The 15,202-nt window shown below is 38.4% G+C and carries 15 protein-coding genes; 11 read left to right on the forward strand and 4 right to left on the reverse strand.

The features are described 5' to 3' along the window. Positions 1-111: 111 nt before the first annotated feature. The 5 genes from ACFX4E_RS16045 (at position 112) to ACFX4E_RS16065 (ending at position 4,213) form a co-directional block, all read left to right on the forward strand. The gene (locus ACFX4E_RS16045) at positions 112-843 is read left to right on the forward strand and encodes a riboflavin kinase (RefSeq protein WP_377238015.1); all 732 of its coding nucleotides are present in this window, start codon (positions 112-114) and stop codon (positions 841-843) included. Between the two features lies 1 nt (position 844). Next, entirely contained in the window at positions 845-2,167 is a 1,323-nt protein-coding gene (locus tag ACFX4E_RS16050) for an LLM class flavin-dependent oxidoreductase (RefSeq protein ID WP_263035829.1), read from the forward strand. A gap of 135 nt (positions 2,168-2,302) precedes the next feature. After that, complete coding sequence (locus ACFX4E_RS16055; RefSeq protein WP_098249863.1) at positions 2,303-2,839, forward strand: hypothetical protein; 537 nt, start codon at positions 2,303-2,305, stop codon at positions 2,837-2,839. 96 nt (positions 2,840-2,935) lie between these two features. Continuing rightward, on the forward strand, positions 2,936-3,934 hold the full coding sequence (locus ACFX4E_RS16060) for an N-acetylmuramoyl-L-alanine amidase family protein (protein ID WP_028408741.1): 999 nt from the start codon (positions 2,936-2,938) through the stop codon (positions 3,932-3,934). Between the two features lie 99 nt (positions 3,935-4,033). Continuing rightward, positions 4,034-4,213 carry a DUF8096 family protein gene (locus tag ACFX4E_RS16065; protein WP_025752091.1) on the forward strand — a complete coding sequence of 60 codons (180 nt, stop codon included), beginning with the start codon at positions 4,034-4,036 and terminating at the stop codon, positions 4,211-4,213. A gap of 56 nt (positions 4,214-4,269) precedes the next feature. Here the strand turns inward: ACFX4E_RS16065 and ACFX4E_RS16070 are convergent, their stop codons facing one another. Beyond that, positions 4,270-4,650, reverse strand: a complete 381-nt coding sequence (locus tag ACFX4E_RS16070; protein WP_028408740.1) for a plasmid mobilization protein — start codon at positions 4,648-4,650, stop codon at positions 4,270-4,272. Positions 4,651-5,122: 472 nt separating this feature from the next. Between ACFX4E_RS16070 and ACFX4E_RS16075 the strand changes: the two genes are divergently transcribed. Both ACFX4E_RS16075 and ACFX4E_RS16080 read left to right on the forward strand, forming a co-directional pair. After that, positions 5,123-6,982: an N-acetylmuramoyl-L-alanine amidase gene (locus tag ACFX4E_RS16075; protein WP_377258653.1), complete on the forward strand. Its 1,860-nt coding sequence runs from the start codon at positions 5,123-5,125 to the stop codon at positions 6,980-6,982. A 156-nt stretch (positions 6,983-7,138) separates the two neighbouring features. After that, positions 7,139-8,041 carry a GNAT family N-acetyltransferase gene (locus tag ACFX4E_RS16080; RefSeq protein WP_377258650.1) on the forward strand — a complete coding sequence of 301 codons (903 nt, stop codon included), beginning with the start codon at positions 7,139-7,141 and terminating at the stop codon, positions 8,039-8,041. A 20-nt stretch (positions 8,042-8,061) separates the two neighbouring features. Here the strand turns inward: ACFX4E_RS16080 and ACFX4E_RS16085 are convergent, their stop codons facing one another. Together ACFX4E_RS16085 and ACFX4E_RS16090 are read right to left on the reverse strand one after the other, a co-directional pair. Further along, positions 8,062-8,610, reverse strand: coding sequence for a DUF4825 domain-containing protein (locus ACFX4E_RS16085; protein WP_060747366.1), 549 nt, complete (start codon positions 8,608-8,610; stop codon positions 8,062-8,064). Positions 8,611-8,693: 83 nt separating this feature from the next. Continuing rightward, a complete protein-coding gene (locus ACFX4E_RS16090; RefSeq protein WP_028408736.1) occupies positions 8,694-9,425 on the reverse strand; it encodes a ZIP family metal transporter in 732 nt (243 codons plus the stop codon). Positions 9,426-9,709: 284 nt separating this feature from the next. Here ACFX4E_RS16090 and ACFX4E_RS16095 point away from each other — a divergent pair, with 284 nt between their 5' ends. Further along, positions 9,710-10,921, forward strand: coding sequence for a cytochrome P450 (locus tag ACFX4E_RS16095; protein WP_028408735.1), 1,212 nt, complete (start codon positions 9,710-9,712; stop codon positions 10,919-10,921). A 33-nt stretch (positions 10,922-10,954) separates the two neighbouring features. On the opposite strand, the gene ACFX4E_RS16100 is transcribed toward ACFX4E_RS16095, so the two are convergent. Next, positions 10,955-11,533, reverse strand: a complete 579-nt coding sequence (locus ACFX4E_RS16100; protein WP_028408734.1) for an LOG family protein — start codon at positions 11,531-11,533, stop codon at positions 10,955-10,957. Between the two features lie 309 nt (positions 11,534-11,842). On the opposite strand from ACFX4E_RS16100, the gene ACFX4E_RS16105 reads away from it, so the two are divergent. From ACFX4E_RS16105 to ACFX4E_RS16115, 3 genes are all read left to right on the forward strand, one after another. Next, positions 11,843-13,174, forward strand: a complete 1,332-nt coding sequence (locus tag ACFX4E_RS16105) for an NAD-dependent malic enzyme (RefSeq protein WP_014460373.1) — start codon at positions 11,843-11,845, stop codon at positions 13,172-13,174. A gap of 142 nt (positions 13,175-13,316) precedes the next feature. Then, complete coding sequence (locus ACFX4E_RS16110; RefSeq protein ID WP_013056785.1) at positions 13,317-13,799, forward strand: PH domain-containing protein; 483 nt, start codon at positions 13,317-13,319, stop codon at positions 13,797-13,799. Beyond that, positions 13,792-15,174 carry a PH domain-containing protein gene (locus ACFX4E_RS16115; RefSeq protein ID WP_377258647.1) on the forward strand — a complete coding sequence of 461 codons (1,383 nt, stop codon included), beginning with the start codon at positions 13,792-13,794 and terminating at the stop codon, positions 15,172-15,174. Before ACFX4E_RS16110 ends, ACFX4E_RS16115 begins: the two co-directional genes overlap by 8 nt. The last annotated feature ends 28 nt before the right edge of the window (positions 15,175-15,202 follow it).

Consider the following 15,202-nt stretch of genomic DNA (forward strand, 5'->3'; position numbering starts at 1 on the left):
TGATAAAATCATCAAATTAAACAAACCGACTAGATCACTAGAGGTTCTTTGCACAATGTGTGACATTGTGCAAAGAACCTTTTATTTTTTACTAGACTTAAGGGAAGAAGGGTGAACGTAGTGAATAGAGGAGCATTAAAAGCTAAAACAAGCAAAAAACTTATTATAAAAGGGCAGGTTGTACCTGGAAGGCAGCAAGGAAGACACTTAGGGTTTCCAACAGCTAATATAGATACTCAGCATGAGGAATTAAAAAATGGCGTGTATGGTGTCCTCGTTCATCTGCGGGGACTTGAACATATAGGAGTTATGAATGTAGGGGTTAAGCCGACATTTGGATCGGAACTATCTAAAACATTTGAGGTGCATATTCTGGATTTTAACGACGTTATTTATGGAGAGACAGTTCAATGCGACGTGATCTTTCGGGTGCGAGGAGAGAAAAAATTTCCTTCTATTGAATTTTTAAAGCATCAAATTAAAGCTGATACGCTACAAGCAAAGCAAAGATTTCAACATATGGGCTATGTATCTAGTGAACATATAGCTTCCAAGCTAGGGCAAGCGCGGTATTTAAATCTGCCTGATCTCCAGTTTTTTAATTGGTGCCACAGTCAATTCAGAGTCAATAAAGGGATTTACAATACAATTGATCAATGGTTTTATGACGAAGGAATTGAAAATATTCACCCTAGAAGAGTTCACGTTATCGCTTTTTTGCAATTTGCACAAGAAGGAAATGGAAGAAAGACAGAAAAAGAAGGAGTCCTTCGCTTTGGAGCAGGTGGTTTAACCAATCAATTACGAGAATTTATGAATGGGTATGAAAAAGGAGAATGGTAATATGACACATCAAAGACAATTAAAGCTAGGGGCTATTATTCATGGAGTTGGAGGAAATATGGGGGCGTGGAGACACCCTGAAATTTTGTCAGATGCCAGCGTTAATTTCGGTTTTTACAAGCAGCAGGCTCAAAAAGCGGAAGAAGGAAAATTTGATTTAGTATTCATTGCCGATGGGTTATATATCAATGAAAAATCGCTTCCGCATTTTTTGAATCGTTTTGAACCTCTTACTATTCTATCAGCACTTGCTTCTGTCACTTCTCATATTGGTTTAGTCGGCACTCTATCGACTTCGTATAGCGAGCCGTTTACGGTGGCTAGACAACTCGCTTCACTTGATCATATTAGCAGCGGCCGAGCGGGATGGAATGTTGTCACGTCTCCATTAGAAGGATCTGCGCTTAACTATGGAAAAGAGCACCCCACTCATGACAAACGCTATAGAATAGCTGAAGAGTTTCTAGAAGTAACAAAGGGATTATGGGATTCTTGGGAAGATGATGCATTTATTCGAAATAAAGAAACCGGACAATTTTTTGAGGAGAAAAAGCTACACCGATTACATCATAAAGGCGAATTTTTCTCTGTAGAAGGTCCGTTAAACATTGGGCGCTCAGCTCAGGGGCAGCCCGTAGTGTTTCAAGCAGGATCTTCTGAAAGCGGAAAAGATTTAGCAGCAAAAACGGCTGACGCAGTGTTTACGGGACAAGACAATTTAGAAGAAGCAAAAGCTTTTTACCAAGATGTAAAATCGAGAGCCGCAGCGCAAGGACGCAATGAAAACGAACTTCTAATTTTTCCGGGAATTGGTCCTATAATTGGTATTACAAACGAAGAAGCCGAAAGAAAATATGAAGAACTTTCTCAATTGGTGACAATTGAACATGCGCTAAACTACTTAGGACGCTTTTTCGATCATTTTGATTTTTCACAGTTTCCATTAGATGATGCATTTCCTGACTTAGGAGATATAGGAAGTAATAGTTTCCGCAGTACAACTGACAAAATTAAAGAAAACGCCAAAAAATATAAGTGGACACTGCGAGAAGCAGCGCTGCGAATTGCTACACCTAAAACACAATTTATTGGGACGCCAGAGCATATCGCTAATTTGATGGAACAGTGGTTTGAAGAAAAAGGAGCTGACGGCTTTATTATTCATTCAAGCGTTCCGCATGGCTTAGATGACTTTGTTGAACACGTTGTACCGATACTGCAAGAAAGAGGCTTGTATCGTACAGAATACGAAGGGAATACGTTAAGAAGTAACTTGCAGTTGAATGTTCCTAAAAATCGCTACACACAGGTGAAAGTTAATTGAAGTGGATTCAAAGAGACTCGAAGGAGTCTCTTTTTTAATATTTTTAATATTAAAAATATGGTAAAATTCTTTTTGTAGGTTATTCGTTTCAGTTCATAAGGCCTAAAGGGTTTTGAATACCCGGAAAGGAGTCAAATGGAAAAAAGACATAAAAGTAAGAAGAAGCGTATGATCATTTCGATATCTTTATCCGTTTTTTTAGTCGGGGGAGGAGCGACAGGGTGGATATTGTACCAAAACGGAAAAATTCCTTTTTTATCACAGCAAAGTATACAGGCAAGCGCCATTAAAGTGGATCAACAAAAAGTTGATAAACTGGAAAGCAGCGATCAGCAGGCAAAAGACTTTATTGCTGAACATCATGACGTACTAAATGATTTGACGGGGTGGAGTGCCATTGAGCATCCAGACTGGTCTGCAGTACAAGAAGAAGCCACAGCCATTAACAATACGATTGGCACGATTGAAGTAAAAGATTCTGTTTTAAAGAAAGACTTTCAGCATATGGAGAAGCTCGCTGTACAGCTAGAGCAGACGAAAGATCAAGCACTGTTAAAAGAACTTCATCGTTATTTTCATGACTTAGATGTTGTGATCAATGAAGACGATGGATCAAATACATATTTTGATGTTACTAGCTATGGTAAATCAGTTGTAAAGACTTCTAAATGAGCTATAGCAAAAAGCTTTATACATAAAAGTAGTTTTGTATAACAAACGTCTTCGCTTATTCATGCATATGCTACGGATAAGGAGGAGACAGGTTATATGAAAAAAATTTATTTAGATGCAGGTCACGGAGGGGCAGATCTAGGGGCTGTCGCCAGCGGGTTATATGAAAAAGACTTAGTGTTAGCTGTTCAACAGTACATCATCTCTTTTCTTTCTACTCACTATCAAGGATTTTCTCTTTGTACAACGCGTACAACCGATGTGTTTTTGTCATTAAATGAACGGGTCAACAAAGCCAATGCGTGGGGTGCTGATGTATACTTATCTATTCATATAAATTCAGGCGGCGAAACGGGATATGAAGATTTTATTTATAGCAAAAATATAAATAACCAAACCATTGTGTTACGAAACGATATTCACGATCATGTGAAATTTGTTCTTACTAAATACAATCACTTTAACCGAGGCAGGAAATTGGCTAATCATAGTGTGTTAAGACGTTCCTATATGCCGTCTTTACTAACTGAAATCGGGTTTATTGATACAGAACATGATGCAAAGCTCTTAAAAAATCCTCAATTTCTAAAAGATATGGGGGTGGCATATGCAAAAGGGGTTGCGCAGTTTTTAAACCTGGAGTCTAAATCTACAAATCCTGTGGGAGATTCTGACGAGGAAGGTTTTCCAAAGCCTACTTTTTTATATAAACCTTTATGGATAAAAACAACCGAGGATACGGAGACGTATAAGGATGCAAATATGTCGGAGAGAACAGGTTATTTAAAAAAGAATACCTTCTTTCAAGTTTATGGTGAAACGCGTGCAGCCTGGATGATGGATGGACAACATTTTATTGAAAAAAAAGATACAATCATTGAAGGAGAAACCATCACAACTGCGGAATTAACAAAAGAGAATATGGAAACATTAAAAGTGTTTGTGACAAAAGAGAAATTAGAAACAGCTGTAACCTTTTCCAAAGAAGGAGCTGCGGTAGCCATCATTACCCTTCGCGATAAAAAAATACTGAATGTAAAAGCATTTTTAGATAGAGAAAATTGGTGGTACAAAGCTGAACGGATAACAAAATAGTGAAAAAACCTTCTTGTTTTTTGAAGCTTTCACCCTAGTAATTTTACTTATTTTTGATAGAATATAAAGAGCTGAATCGTAAAGATGCATAAAGGTGTGATGGAAATGGAAGAGCAACAAGAAGCGATTGATTTAACAAAAGTATATGTATATGAGGAGTTTCCGGATAAAGTTGCAGGCAGATGCGATAACTGTGGACATGTGAAATTTAAAAGCTTAGTAAAAGACTTTATTTTTATCCGTACATGCGCAAAGTGCGGCATGAAAAAAAGCATTTAAATCCCTACTTCTTTATAAAAAACGCTCTTTTCTGAAATGAAAAGAGCGTTTTTTCTCTATTTAACGTATAAATGATCGCTAAGCTGCTCTGAAATAGTCTCTACATCTTCTTGTACATGTTTTTGTTTTTTCATCATTTCTAATAGGATGTCTTCAAGGTTCTGTGAATGGTTTTGCTTATCTTTTGGTTTATGTAAGTACTTTGCAATTTGATGCATATTATTGCTTAGCCGGCTTAGTTCAGACTCAATTTTTCGCAGGTTAACCAATAGTTCCACACCTGCTTCTTTGCCGATTAAAGGAGGCTTAACTTTTCCATCCATAATAAATTTTCGAATGAGAGACGTTCGTTTTAAATTATAGTGTTCAATAAGTTCCTCTAATTTTTCTTTTTCTTCTTCATTCAACTTAATTGCTGGAATGCTGTGTCCTCTCATAAGGTATCTCCTTTCAAGAGCAGTTCTTGCTGCGTTCAATCATATGTAAACATTCTCTTGTCTTTAATAATAGCAACCTTTTCCATGGTTAACTATGGTGAAAAGTTACTAAAATGTCGAGCGTACAGTCTGTTAAAAAACTGGTAAATTAAGAAATTTGGTTTAGTAATAGTTGAATTATAGAAGGAATGTCATTATCTACAATATTGCTGCTTTATTAAAAAGGCAGCAAAAGGGATGAATGGACCGCTGTTGTACTCAACCATTTTTGAGAGCGCAGCTTTAAAGAAGAGGGATGATTTTTATGATTTTTTCCTCGTACCACATCTTTCCTCCTAGTAACTCTGTCGAATCTTCTAGACTATTGTCTCAAGGGAATAGAAAGAAAGAAGACGAAATGGTTGAGAACGAGGTAAAGTCATATTATGTCTTTATTGACCTCATTTACATACTTTACGGGGGAGGAATACGTTTGAAACTAAAAATAAGATTAAAACTAAATAAGATAGGGGTAGCCATGCTTACGGCTGGTGTCATATGTACAGCTTATATGCCCCTTCATACGCTGCAAAAGCCTGTAGTCGCTTTGGCTGCAGAGAATCAGTCAGATTCTTTGGAGCGAGCATTTGCACAAGCATCTAAAGAATTTGGTGTGCCAGCTTCGCTTTTAAAAGCAATTTCCTACAACAAGTCGCGCTGGGAAAATCATAACGGAGAACCCAGTGCAGCCGGGGGATACGGTCTTATGCATTTAACAGACATCCCTTCTTTAGAAGATGGAAAAGGAAACGGAGCTTCGCCTTCAAAACCAGCATATGATAAACAGCAAACGCTCACCTTAGCTGCTAAGCTGCTTAAGTCCGATAAAGAAAGATTAAAAAAAGATCCTGTGCAAAATATTCGCGGTGGCGCTGCTGTGCTGGCTTTTATTGCAAAAGACAAAAACGGAAATGTACCGTCCACTGATCAAAAATGGTACGAAGCAGTCGCAGCTTACAGTTCTTCTCAGGATAAAGAAAACGCTCAAGTATTTGCCGATGATGTATATGAAACGTTGGAAAAAGGAGCAGAGCATACAACGTCAGACGGACAGCATCTTAAAATTTCCCCTCAAAATATAGATATGTCAATTCCTCATGCTGAAAATACCAATACGAATAAAGCGGATTGTCCGGCATCTTTAAAATGTGAATACATCCCTGCTTTTTACGGGAAATTCAGCGAAAGTCCTTCAGATTATGGAAACTATGATATTGCAAATCGCCAAAAATCAGATGTTCGCTATATTGTTATTCATGATACAGAAGTAAGTTATGATGGAACGATTGATTTGTTTGCTAACCCTAATAGAGCCGCTGCAAACTATGTAATCCGTTCAAGTGATGGTCACATCGCACAGATGATCAATAACAAAGACGTAGCATGGCATGCAGGAAACTGGTATTTTAATACACACAGTATTGGAATCGAGCATGAAGGGTTTGCGCTTGAAGGATCCACGTGGTTTACGGAAGAAATGTACCGTTCTTCGGCAAGACTCGTACGCCACCTTGCCAAAGAATATAATATTCCGTTAGACCGAGCTCATATTATTGGTCATGATGAGGTGCCGGGTTTGTCTCCTAAAGCTCAATCAGGTATGCACTCAGATCCTGGGCCGTTTTGGGATTGGGGGCACTACATGGATTTAGTAGGAAGCCCAGTCGAGCGCCAGCATACAAACAAACTAGCCGTTACGATTAATCCAGTCTTTCAAAACAATCAGCCAGAAGTATCAGATGCACCAAAGCAGCCGGCCAACTTTGTGTATTTGCATCAAGCTCCCAGCAATGATTCACCGCTACTGAATGAGCCTGCAGCTTCAGGGCCTGGAACGAAACAAACGTTAGACTGGGGAAGCAAAGCTGTAACTGGCCAAACGTATGCAGTAGCTGAGACAAAAGGAGAATGGACAGCGATTTGGTACGGAGGGCAAAAAGCGTGGTTTTATAATCCCCATAATAAAAATACAAGTAAAGGCACAGGCATATTATTAACGCCAAAACCAGGAAAAGAAAGCATTCAAGTGTACGGAGGAGCTTTCCCGGAAGCTTCAGCCTATCCTTCTAATATACCGGTTAAAGACATGATCCCGCTTCAGTATACAATCTCTCCGGAGCAGGTGTACGTGGGGATAGAAAAAGTAAGGAGTGACTATTACTATGCACCCACTTTTACAACAAACCCAAACGATCACAAAATGATTGTTGGAAAAGACGAATATTATCAAATTTATTTTAATCACCGCTATGCGTTTGTGAAAGCGTCGGATGTAGAGGTTAAAAGACAATAGAATAGAGTGTTAAATGAAAAGGAAGAGACAGGATGCTTAAAAGATATGTCTCTTTCTTTTCTTTTAAAAACCACAAAAATTCAGAAGGTTATTGATGATGTTTTCTTATAATGAATTTCTAGCTTATTATCTTTTTACAAAAGGAAGGAATGTCCCGTGATTATAATTAAGCCTCTAAGTCAGTGTTCTTTTTCTGATGCGCTAGAAGCATTTAATAAGGGTTTTGAAGATTATTATCTTCCGATTGAGCTGTCACTAGATCAATTCACTTGTAGATTTGGTTTGGATCAGCTATCTGTCGACCATTCTTTTATGGCTTTTTATAATAATACACCAGCTGGAATTATGTTAAATGGAATAAAAAAGGTCAAGGGAAAAAAACATGCTTGGAATGGAGGTACAAGCGTAGCCCTACCTTACCGAAAAATGGGAATTGGAGAAGGCTTACTAAAAGCTACACTTGAGAGATACCAGCAGCAAGGAGTAGTGGAAGCCAGTCTGGAAGCATTTAAAGTGAATGAAAAAGCCATTCATCTTTATCAGAAATACGGATATGAGATTGTAGATACGCTTTTATTTCTAAAGCATAGAGGTAGTTTTCACGCTTCTCTACTTAAAAAGAAGAATCAGCTTACGTATTCGTTAAAGCGAAGACTTGCAAAAGATATTCAAAACCTACCCTTTTATACATACGACGTTCCGTGGAAAAATCAATTTGACTGTATTCGTGATGGAGAATCGTTTATTGCGTTGAATGAAAAAAACGAAGAAGTTGGCTATCTGTTATTTCAAAAGAATTTTTCTTCCATAGGCATCGTGAATTCCGTTACTTTTTATCAAGGAAGCGTTAAGGAACATATCTCAAATTCAGAGGACGTTCTGAGCTTTTTATTAGCAACCATTTTTAATATGTATGGACCAATTGCTTACAATACATATAATGTACCTGAAAAAAGAAATAGCTTACTCGTGAAAATGTTAAAATCATTTGGTTTTCAAGATTTATATACAGATGAAGGAATCAAACTTGAGCAGGTGTTTATGAGAAAACAACTTTAAAAAGCGGCCATGGGCCGCTTTTACTGCATTTCTGTAATTGGATGTGCATCATAAAATTCCTCGATTTTTTCTTGCTGTCCTTCGAATTTTTCTTTCCATACTTGTTTCACGTCATTATAATTCCAAAGATCTCTTCCGTAGAAGTCCGTTAACTCTTTTCGAGTAATGGTGATTGTCTGAGGAACAGTCGTATTAATAGTAAAGTGAACGCTGTCAGCATTTTGTACGGCAGAAAGTAAGATGGTTGCGTTATGTAAAAGTATGCATTTGGTTTTAACAGACGTCCAGCTTTTTTCAAACGTATGCTGATTATTATTTATTGCAGCGTAATTAATTGCTAAGTAATAAGGTTTTTGCGTATCTTGAAAGGCTATACCTTTTAAATAAACGTGTCCCGGAAGCTTATTTGTAATTTCCTCTACTGAAGCCTCATGTTTTGAAGAAGAAGTATGTTGAATAGAAGAAGCAGAGACTCTTTCGGCAGACAGATTATTATGAGGTGCATAAGCACACCCTGATAGGCAAGTGAGTACTGTGCAAAGTGTAAGAGAAGCATATATTTTTTTCATAATGGTAACTCCTTTTGTTTATATCTACTTGTAAAGACGAAAGGCCTATATATTTTGTTTCATACAAAATATAAGTTTATTCACTAAAAAGACAGATAATCCAAAATAATAGAAGTTAATAACCCTAATGAAGCAATAAAACCAATAACAGGACCACCTTCTTCAAAAGCTTCTGGCAACATCGTCGAAGCAACCATTGCCACAATTCCACCACCGGCGAATGAGGCAATAAAACCCATCATGTTTGGGGTAGCATTTTGAAGAAATAGATATCCAATCCAAGAACAAAGAGCCGATATAAAGAAGACAGAAAGCCATAATGAAAAAATTTTCTTTTGCTTATATTGGCTTTTTAGCAGTCCGCTTGTCCCGGAGATTCCTTCGGGTATATTGCTGATAAAAATAGAAACAACAAGCAGCCAGCTAACGTGGTGCTGTTCAATCAAACTTGCGCCAATCATCAGTGACTCAGGTATAGCATCCATAATGGTACCAATAAAAATGGCTAGTCCCGAGCTAGCGGGGACAAGGTGGTCCGAACGTTTTCTTTTGTGAGCGCCTTTTTTAGCTAAGGAGATGTCAAGAAGAGTAAAAAGTGCTGCGCCTGTTAAAAAGCCTAAAGAAGAAGCAATGATTCCCGCTTCTTTTACCGAATCTTGAATGAGCTCGTAAGCAGCAGCTCCTAACAAAACGCCCGTGCCAAAAGCCATAATATAAGCAGTCAACTGTTTTTTTAAAGGTACAAAAATAGCTATAATAGCTCCAATTAATACAGCTGAGCCTGAGACACCACCCCACATAAGGGCATCTATCACATGAGATCCCTACTTTCTTACGTACTTACTTGTAGTGTAACCATCTCTATGATTATTATGAAACACGATAAATGAACTAAAAAATGGAAAATAATCACTGATTTAGACCTTAAATAAAATAAGTCTTCTGTATAATTGACAAAATTTTCTGATTATGTCCGTTGAAAGTGAAAAAACCTTGTGATAGTCTGATCAAAAGATACAAAGATGGAAAAAAATTCTTTGATCTGTAGAAGATTAAAAAACTTAACAAGGTCACTTTTAAACGAAAGAAGGAATACGAGATGAATTCAAAAGCAGTAAAAAGAGAAAATCGCTATGCTAACTTGATTCCTATGCAAGAAATCCAATCCGTTGAACAGCAGCTTTACCCATTTGATATTTATAACAGTCTGCGTCAAGAGGCACCTATTCGTTATGATGAAAGCCGAAACTGCTGGGATGTATTTGATTATGAAACAGTAAAGTATATTTTAAAAAACCCGTCGCTTTTTTCATCCAAACGAGCAATGGAAGAACGCCAAGAAAGTATTTTAATGATGGACCCTCCAAAACATACAAAGTTACGAAACTTAGTAAACAAAGCTTTTACACCAAGAGCTATTCAGCACTTGGAGGGTCATATTGAAGAGATTGCCGATTATTTATTAGATCAAGTAAGCAGCAAAAAAAAGTTTGATATAGTAGAAGACTTTGCTGGACCACTCCCGATTATTGTAATAGCAGAGCTGCTAGGAGTACCAATCCAAGACCGAGAACTGTTTAAAAAATACTCCGATGACTTAGTGAGCGGTGCTGAAAATAATTCAGACGAAGCTTTTGCAAAAATGATGCAAAAGCGTAATGAAGGCGTGATTTTTTTACAAGGGTATTTTAAAGAAATTATCGCGGAGCGTCAGCAAAATAAACAAGAAGATCTCATTTCGCTTCTTTTAGAAGCAGAAATCGACGGCGAGCATTTAACAGAAGAGGAAGTGCTGGGGTTTTGTATTTTATTGCTAGTAGCAGGCAATGAGACAACCACAAACTTAATTACGAACGGAGTTCGGTATATGACAGAAGACGTAGACGTGCAGAATGAAGTTCGCCGAGACATATCGCTAGTTCCGAACCTGGTAGAAGAAACGCTTCGCTATTATCCTCCTATTCAAGCGATTGGACGCATAGCTGCTGAAGATGTAGAACTTGGAGAGTGTAAGATTAAAAAAGGGCAGCAGGTAATTAGCTGGGCAGCAAGTGCAAATAGAGATTCAGCTAAGTTTGAACGGCCTGACACTTTTGTCGTGCATCGTAAAACAAATCCTCACGTGAGCTTTGGATTCGGCATCCATTTTTGCTTAGGAGCACCGCTAGCAAGAATGGAAGGGAAAATTGCTTTTACTAAGTTACTAGAGAAAGGCGAGTTTTTAAAAGTTGAGAATCAGTCTTTAAAGCCAATAGGCAGCCCTTTTGTTTTTGGCGTAAAAAAATATGAGATCACTTTTAATAAAGCTTAAAAAGCGAGCGCAAATTATGCGCTTGCTTTTTAGCTAGCGTTCAGTGTTCCATTTTTGGTCCTCTGAAGGGGACGTGTACGTGTCCATTGAAGAGATAAGCTGTTCAGGAGTATCAGAAATATTGATGAGACGAATAGCAGAATCTGTAGAAAATCCTTCATCTACGGCATGCTGAACCATTTGCATAAGCGGGTTGTAGTAGCCGTTCACATTTAATAACCCTACTGGTTTTTTATGTATACCAATTTGAGCCCAGCAGAGAGCCTCAAACAACTCTTCAAATGTCCCGAAACCTCCAGGAAGCGCAATATAACCATCAGCTAACTCGTGCATAGTTGCCTTTCGCTCATGCATGCTCTCTACTTCGATGAGTTCTGTCAGCGCGGTATGAACAATTTCACCGCTAAACAAACCGCGGGGCATAATGCCGATGACTTCGCCTCCATGCTGAAGCATTTCATTTGCGACTTCTCCCATCAGGCCCATTCGTGAGCCTCCGTAAATCAGCCGGTATTTTTTTTGGGCCATGTAGCGTCCTAGCGAGACGGCTGCCTCTTTATATTCGGTTTTTATTCCAGCGCTTGATCCTGCAAATATACAAATTGATTTCAACTGCTTCACTCCTTTGTTTCTTTTCTATATAAGTCTTTTCTGTTTATGAAGAACAAATTCCTTCTTAATAATTTATGAATTTTCACAATGTCATCGCTTGATTATTCTAAAAACTTTGCTTATAATCAAAGCGAAACGTCTGTTTGAAAGCGTTATCTATTGTTCTTCTTTTAATGGAAAAGACAGTACGTATGGATCTACTTGTAAGATAAGTAGATAACATGAACTCATAGGAAATTTGACCGTTTTAAACGCTTCATTTAGTAAGTATACGCACTTGCAGGATTAAGACAAGGGGGATATGGGGATATGATGAACAATTTAATACGCACATTAATGGTACAAACACCGACCGTACCAGGAAACTTAGGAAGAGTAGCAACAGCTATCGGAAATGTTGGAGGAGACATTGGCGAGGTTGAAACCGTTAAAGTAGGACATAACTACACCATGAGAAGCATTACGGTTCAAGTAGAAAGTGAAGACCAGCTTGAGGAATTGCTTGAAGCGGTTCGCAGTTTAGAAGGCATTACTTTACATACAGTATCAGATGAAGTTCTTCATGCGCATGAAGGCGGCAAAATTCAAATGAAAAGCAAAATGAAAATTGAGTCGATCGCTGACTTAAGAAGAGTATATACACCAGGTGTAGCAAACGTTTGCCGTGCTATTCAAGAACAGCCCGACAAAGCTAAAATTTATACGAGCATTGGAAACACGGTTGCGATTGTAACAGATGGTACCGCTATACTAGGATTGGGAAATATTGGTCCAGTTGCAGGGATGCCTGTTATGGAAGGAAAAGCTGCGTTATTTGATCAACTTGCCAATGTAAACGCTATCCCTATTTTGTTGAATGTAAATGAGCCGGAAGAAATCATTCAAACGGTTAAAAATATTTCACCGGGATTTGGCGGCATTTTACTAGAAGATATAGGGTCGCCTCACTGCTTTGAAATTGAAGAACGTTTAAAAGAAGAGCTCGATATTCCAGTTATGCATGATGATCAGCACGGAACAGCAGTTGTGACGCTAGCAGCAGCTATCTCAGCTTGTCGCAGCACAGGTGTGAATTTGAAAGAAGCAAAAGTAGGACAAATCGGCTTAGGAGCTGCCGGCATCGCTACTTGCAGAATGTTCATGGCTTACGGTGTCAAACAGGTGATAGGAGCTGATAAGTCTCCTGAAGCGAATGAGCGCTTAGTCAGCTACGGTGGAAAAGTAGCGGATTCATTAGAAGAGCTTATGGAGAACTGTGACATTGTTATTGCGACAACAGGTGTACCTGGCTTAATACAAAAAGAATGGATCCGAAAAGGGCAAATCATTCTAGCACTTTCTAATCCAAAGCCAGAAATTGAACCTGAAGATGCTCTTGAAGCAGGAGCTATTTACGCTACTGACGGAAGGTCAGTGAATAATGTACTTGGCTTCCCAGGTATTTTCAGAGGAGTGTTAAATGCGGGGGTGCGTGATATTACGCATACGATGCTTGTAGCTGCAGCTGAAGCCATTGCAAATTCAACGCGTCCAGGCGATTTAGTTCCTCATCCTCTTAATCTAGCTGTACATGAAGCAGTATCTGAAGCAGTTGAAAGAGCTGCTGTTGTACACGGAGAGAAAGACGGTGTTTATCGATAACAAACAAGGCTGCCTCGAAATAGGCAGCCTTGTTTGTTTTTTATCAAAAAATAATAAGAAAATAGCAAACTATGAAACTTTTTTCCTTTTTTAACGTAATATAGTAATAGAAATAGTAAAAAAGGTAGAGAAAGGAGTTTTTATGGAGTTTGAACATTTAAAGGGCAAATTGCCCCTCGAGGCTAAAAAAGCGATGCGTTGGCAATCCATTTTTACGCATAGCCTATGGCTTCTTGCAACAGCGGGTTATTTTCTACTCGTTCATTTTTTTGATTGGTGGTCAATTATTGGATGGATATCAGCTGGACTATTAGTCGTGAGCTTTATCATATATACAATTATAGCTCCAAATGTATATATGAATGTATATTCATATGAAGTCACAGATACTCAAATTGATGTACAAAGAGGGCTATTCATCTGGTATCATACGAAAATTCCGCTTGTGAAAGTGCAGCACGTTGAAACATTGACAGGGCCGATTTTTCGAAAATTTGACTTGGCATCTGTTAAAATCATTACAGCAGCTGGAAGCGTCGAAATTCCTGCACTTGTACAAAGAGATGCTGAAGCACTGCGAGAGTATATTGCTAGACTAGCAGAGGTAGATGATGAAGATGAGTAAGCGGCTGCATCCGCTATATATTGCAATAGCATTTATTGAACATATAAAAAATAATATCCTGCCTTTTGTGTTTGTATTTATCGTCAATCGGCACATATTGTTTACATATTGGTGGGCAACGCTATTAGCGGGAGGCGTAGTCGCTTTATTTGCTTTTTTTACTTGGAAGGAATTTCGTTATGAAGTAACGGAAACGGAAGTGCGTCTGTATAAAGGGATTTTTAAAAAAGAAAAACGATTTATTCAACGAAATCGCATTCAATCGATTCAGTTAGATCAGCCGTTTGTTTTTAGAATTCTTCGCTTAGCCCGGCTTCGTATTGACACGGCCAGCAGCGGTACGGATGCTGAAATTGATTTATCTGGTATTTCACTAAAAGAAGCGCACCATCTTAAAGATACGTTAAAGCTTTCGGGGAGTCAGCCGGAAATAAGGGAAAAAAGTCCTGAACGTACGATGAAAGTGTCGGTGAAACAGCTGGCGTTAGCTGCTGCGTTTTCCGGGAATTTTGGGTATATATTTGCTGCTCTTGGTTTTCTCTATCAGTATATTGATACGTATATCAACCGCTGGGTGAAGACAGCTTACGAAGAAGTGATTCATCAATCGATGTTTGGTTTATTTGTATTAGTGGCTGTAATTGTGGTGCTTGCTTATTTGCTGTCTATTGTTTTATATGTAATACGGTTTGGCGGTTTTACAGTAGAGCGCTACGATCATTATCTACATATTAAATACGGATTGTTAAATAAGAAATCCCTTACGATTCCTTTTCATAAAATACAGGCTGTTACGATAGAGGAAGGGTTGGTTCGACGCTTATTTGGATGGTCTTCCGTTTCGTTAAACGTCGTAACCTCTGATTTAAAAGAAAAGGTCTATTTACACCCGTTTATCCAGCAAAAAAAGATTGCAGCGTTAATGAACGTATATGTGCCGCACTATGAATATGTAAGGTGTCCAAGAAATACAGCGATTCAATATGCGTGGTATCCATTACTATTACCGGTCTTGTTATTTGCGGCAGCAGGGATTGGCATTAGCTTTTGGAAATCAATGTTTGTGTGGATTATTGCTGTGCTATGCCTTGTATACGTACTTATTCACTGGTTGGGCTATCGCCAAGGTGGCTTGATGATGAACGATGTATTTGTCAGTATTCGATCGCAGTTTTTAACACGAAAAACAACGATTATTAGAAGGAAGAAAATAGAAGAAATTGAGGTGTTTGCAGGAACCTTTTTATGGAAAAAAGGATACAGGAAAATAAAAATTGCAACTATGGGTACAAGCGGCAGCTATAAGTCCGGATATTTTCCATTTGAGATTTGGCATCCTATCTTTCTGCAAGCTACTTCGGCTAAAAAGGCATGAAGAACATCATTGTTCTCCATGCCTTTTG

Source organism: Priestia sp. YIM B13491 (assembly GCF_042787605.1).
Classification (GTDB): Bacteria; Bacillota; Bacilli; order Bacillales; family Bacillaceae_H; genus Priestia; species Priestia megaterium_E.

Coding starts and splice junctions, on each gene's coding strand:
- ACFX4E_RS16060 (WP_028408741.1), top strand. CDS start 2,936: ATGAAAAAAATTTATTTAGATGCAGGTCACGGAGGGGCAGATCTAGGG.
- ACFX4E_RS16085 (WP_060747366.1), bottom strand. CDS start 8,610: ATGAAAAAAATATATGCTTCTCTTACACTTTGCACAGTACTCACTTGC.
- ACFX4E_RS16095 (WP_028408735.1), top strand. CDS start 9,710: ATGAATTCAAAAGCAGTAAAAAGAGAAAATCGCTATGCTAACTTGATT.
- ACFX4E_RS16070 (WP_028408740.1), bottom strand. CDS start 4,650: ATGAGAGGACACAGCATTCCAGCAATTAAGTTGAATGAAGAAGAAAAA.
- ACFX4E_RS16050 (WP_263035829.1), top strand. CDS start 845: ATGACACATCAAAGACAATTAAAGCTAGGGGCTATTATTCATGGAGTT.
- ACFX4E_RS16055 (WP_098249863.1), top strand. CDS start 2,303: ATGGAAAAAAGACATAAAAGTAAGAAGAAGCGTATGATCATTTCGATA.
- ACFX4E_RS16105 (WP_014460373.1), top strand. CDS start 11,843: ATGATGAACAATTTAATACGCACATTAATGGTACAAACACCGACCGTA.
- ACFX4E_RS16065 (WP_025752091.1), top strand. CDS start 4,034: ATGGAAATGGAAGAGCAACAAGAAGCGATTGATTTAACAAAAGTATAT.
- ACFX4E_RS16110 (WP_013056785.1), top strand. CDS start 13,317: ATGGAGTTTGAACATTTAAAGGGCAAATTGCCCCTCGAGGCTAAAAAA.
- ACFX4E_RS16115 (WP_377258647.1), top strand. CDS start 13,792: ATGAGTAAGCGGCTGCATCCGCTATATATTGCAATAGCATTTATTGAA.